The sequence below is a fragment of the Flaviflexus sp. genome, assembly GCF_041440645.1.
Classification (GTDB): Bacteria; Actinomycetota; Actinomycetes; order Actinomycetales; family Actinomycetaceae; genus Flaviflexus.
Genome location: NZ_JASDVN010000018.1, coordinates 8,491 through 12,369, shown reverse-complemented (window position 1 = coordinate 12,369; position 3,879 = coordinate 8,491). Strand labels below are relative to the sequence as shown.

Annotated in this window: 3 protein-coding genes; all 3 read left to right on the top strand. The window is 59.5% G+C overall.

Going from position 1 to position 3,879, the window contains the following annotated elements; translation table 11 throughout:
- The first annotated feature begins 278 nt into the window (after positions 1 to 278).
- The 3 genes from QMB98_RS02345 to QMB98_RS02335 all read left to right on the top strand — a co-directional run bounded on the left by QMB98_RS02345 (position 279) and on the right by QMB98_RS02335 (position 3,725).
- Positions 279 to 1,037: a PspA/IM30 family protein gene (locus QMB98_RS02345; RefSeq protein ID WP_371684037.1), complete on the top strand. Its 759-nt coding sequence runs from the start codon at positions 279 to 281 to the stop codon at positions 1,035 to 1,037.
- A 466-nt stretch (positions 1,038 to 1,503) separates the two neighbouring features.
- Positions 1,504 to 2,217 (top strand): response regulator transcription factor, encoded by a 714-nt coding sequence (locus QMB98_RS02340; RefSeq protein ID WP_371684036.1) that lies wholly within the window; start codon positions 1,504 to 1,506, stop codon positions 2,215 to 2,217.
- 2 nt (positions 2,218 to 2,219) lie between these two features.
- Positions 2,220 to 3,725, top strand: a complete 1,506-nt coding sequence (locus QMB98_RS02335; protein WP_371684035.1) for a sensor histidine kinase — start codon at positions 2,220 to 2,222, stop codon at positions 3,723 to 3,725.
- The last annotated feature ends 154 nt before the right edge of the window (positions 3,726 to 3,879 follow it).

Sequence of the window (3,879 nt, the reverse complement as noted above, 5' to 3'; positions counted from 1 at the left end):
CCTCATCATCGGCTCGATCCTCTCCGGAGGATTCGGCGGTGGCGGTCACCGTGGCGGCGGCTTCTCCTCCGGTTCCTTCGGCGGAGGCGGCTTCGGCGGAGGTGGCTTTGGCGGAGGCGGGGGTCGCGGCGGAGGCGGCGGCTTTGGTGGAGGCATCGACTTCTAGCACGGCAGTCCGCACCCAAAGCACACTCGTTCCTCTTGAAGTAAACACCGTCCCTTTTACTGAAGAATCCAATAAGTTTGTCCCCATCCATGTATCCAACGAAAGGTTCACCATGGCTGAGAAGCAGTCCATCCTAGGCCGTATTGGCCAGCTAGCCCGCGCCAACATCAACGCACTCCTCGATCGCGCCGAGGATCCGCAGAAGATGCTTGATCAGCTGGTTCGCGACTACACAAGCTCAATCTCCGAGGCAGAGGACGCCATTGCCGTTACCATCGGCAACCTGCGTCTCGCCGAGGCCGACCACGCCGAGGATCTCGCTGAGGCAGAGGACTGGGGCCGCAAGGCCATCGCAGCCTCCGACCGCGCAGAGCAGTTCCGTAGCTCCGGCGATAATGCGAACGCGCAGAAGTTTGACGACCTCGCCAAGGTTGCTCTCACGAAGCAGATCGCTGCCGAGAACGAGGCACGCGCCGCAGAGCCGATGATCGAGTCCCAGAACCAGGTTGTGGCTCAGCTGAAGGACGGCCTGCAGACCATGCACCAGAAGCTGGACGAGCTGAAGAACAGGCGCGACAATCTGGTTGCTCGCCAGAAGTCCGCTCAGGCTCAGGCCCAGGTACAGCAGTCGATGGCCTCCATCAACGTTCTCGATCCCACGTCGGAGATCTCCCGCTTCGAGGAGCAGATCCGCCGTCAGGAGGCAGAGGTTGCCGGTCGCGCAGAGCTCCAGGGCTCCTCACTGGCCGATCAGTTCGCTGAGCTCGAGGACCACTCGCAACAGACCGAGGTCGAGGCCCGCCTTGCCGCCCTCAAGGCCGGTAAAAAGGAACAGCCCAGCATCGAAGCTGGCGACACCACGATCTACTGAGGATCCCCTTACTAGGGAGCCAACTATCTACTGACGTAGAGGGATGCCCGCCGGGAACTGATCGGTTTCGCCGATTGTATCCGGCGGGCATTGTCTTTTCTTGAGCCATAGGTCTGTAAGCCCGCATGTTTACTAGACCGTTTGTTTCCCAGATCGAATGTTTTGACTGGTTCCTCGAACGTGAGTTGGGGACCCCGAGGGGGTCCCCAACCTTTAATCACTTAACCACTGAATTCCGTTCCCAGGTGTGTGTTCTGCGAACTGGTTTTAGTGTTATGCACGTTCCTGAATCGTACCCCAGCAATTCCTGGGAGTTTCTGAAAAGGTTACTTCTCCCCACTTCTGGGAGTCGTGAGTATCGATCTATCGGGTTCTCCGAGCGACGGAAGGGAGCCTCCCCGCTCGTTATTGGCTTTAAGGAAACTTGACCACCTTTCACAGGAAGCGTCCAGTAAACTTTAAGATCATGGCGACTATGAGTGCAGAAGCTAAGATCCTTGTTGTTGATGATGAGCCCTCGATCAGAGAGTTGCTCAGTGCATCGCTGACCTTTGCAGGTTTTGACGTTCGCATGGCGGCAGATGGCCATGAGGCGGTTTCCCAGGTCTCGTTCGTTCACCCCGACCTGGTCATTCTCGACATCATGTTGCCGGACATGGACGGCTTCGAGGTCTTGAAGAAGCTTCGCGAGCACGAACCAGGCCTTCCCGTTCTGTTCCTCACTGCGAAAGACGATGTGCAGGACAAGGTGCGGGGTCTGTCTGTTGGTGGCGACGACTACGTGACGAAGCCGTTCTCCCTCGAAGAGGTCGTGGCCCGCATCCGCGCCATCCTCCGCCGCACGAACGATGAGCGCGAGGAAGGCAACATTGTCTACGCGGATCTCGTTCTCAACGAGGACTCCTACGAGGTGCACCGCGCCGGCGTCAACATCGAGCTGTCCCCAACCGAGTTCAAGCTTCTGCGCTACCTCATGATCAACGCTGAGCGCGTGGTCTCGAAGGAGCAGATCATCGATCACGTGTGGGATTACAACTGGGATGGTGAGATCTCCATCGTCGAGTCCTACATCTCCTACCTTCGTCGCAAGATCGATTCCTCTGAGGCCCTTGGCGTTGAGGTGACACCCCTCATTCACACGAAGCGCGCTATTGGATATGTGCTGCGCGAACAGAAGTAACGTTGCGTAACGAACGCTCCCTGACGGGCAGGCTCGTTGCCCTCTACATCCTGGTCCTCACCCTCGCTCTGGGACTGGTCTTCATGAGCACCATGACGGTGATGAACCGGGTGCTCATCAACCAGGTTGACTCGGACCTGAAATTGTCGGGTGCCACCATCGCGCAACAGACGTTCAACGCGCTCGCTGGAACAAGCGCACAGGTGGTGCCCTCCCCATACTTCATCTACGTTCAGAACGAGTCCGGGGCCGACTGGCATTACATGTCGCCCTCCATGGAGGAACGCTACGGCACTCCCGCGGACGTGACGGTCGTGTTCGACGGTCAGCCGTCGGATCCGCAGACGATTCAGGGAACCCACCCGAACACGAGTTGGCGCGCCATCTACCTGCCGACCGTGTCCAACCAGTTCCCCGCGGTGGCGATCGCATATCCGCTGTCCGACATAGAGAACACGAAAACGCAGATGATGCTCGTTCTGCTCGTCATCGCTGTCGTCATTGTCGCCCTCGGTGCGATCCTCTCCTACTTCATCGTTCAACACTCCCTCAAACCCCTCCGCATCATCGAGCACACGACACGTCAGATCTCCCACGGTGACCTGACGCAGCGCGTACCAACGGAGAACATGGGTATCGAAGTTGGTCACCTGGCCGGGTCGATCAACATCATGCTCGGTCAAATCGAGAGCGCCATGACCGCCCGTGCGAGGTCGGAGAACAAGGTCCGCCAGTTCGTCTCGGATGCGTCCCACGAGTTACGCACGCCTCTCGCCTCGGTGCGAGGGTACGCGGAGCTGTACCGCATGGGAGGGATCGGTCCGGACAAGATGGATCAGGCCATGGACCGAATCGAGTCCGAGGCACGCCGCATGGGCGGCCTCGTCGAGGACCTCCTGCAGCTGGCCCGACTCGACGAGTCGCGCCCCCTCAACATCGCTCCCGCGAACCTCACCGAGCTTGCCGAAAGCGCCGTCTTTGACTTCCAGGCACGCACCTCCGATTATCCGGCCAAGGTGACAGGGCTGTTCTCGGACGAACCGGAGGAGGTGATTGCCCTGGTCGATCGAGACAAGATCACCCAGGTCATCACCAACCTTCTGACCAACGTCCTGCAGCACACTCCCTCCGGCACCGCCGTGGACATTGCTGTTGGGACGGAACAGGTACGCGCCGTCACGGGCATGGTGACCATGGCAGTCATCGAGGTCCGTGACCACGGTCCGGGTATCCCACCCGAGAACAGGGAACGCGTCTTTGAGCGGTTCTATCGCATCGACACCTCACGGTCGCGTGCCTCCGGCGGCTCCGGCCTCGGCCTCGCAATCGTCCATTCGATCGCTCAGGCACATCACGGTTCGGCCAACATCTCCGAGACCCCCGGTGGTGGCACCACGGTGTCACTGAACTTCCCGATCCTCAACCGCAATGACGACCGCGCCAACCCCCATACCGGAGGCCAGCGCATCGTCTCCCCCGCCTCACCAAAGGATGACGATCTCGCCTAGGTCCTGAGACACAACAACTTCACCCAGGCAAAAGTCACCGGCTAATTACAAAGAACAATCCAGGTGTGACGTACAAACCGGGTCGGTAAGCAAGAAGGCCGGGTACGTGTCACAGGTTAAAGGCAGATGAGTGGTGGGGGGGGGGGGGGGGGGG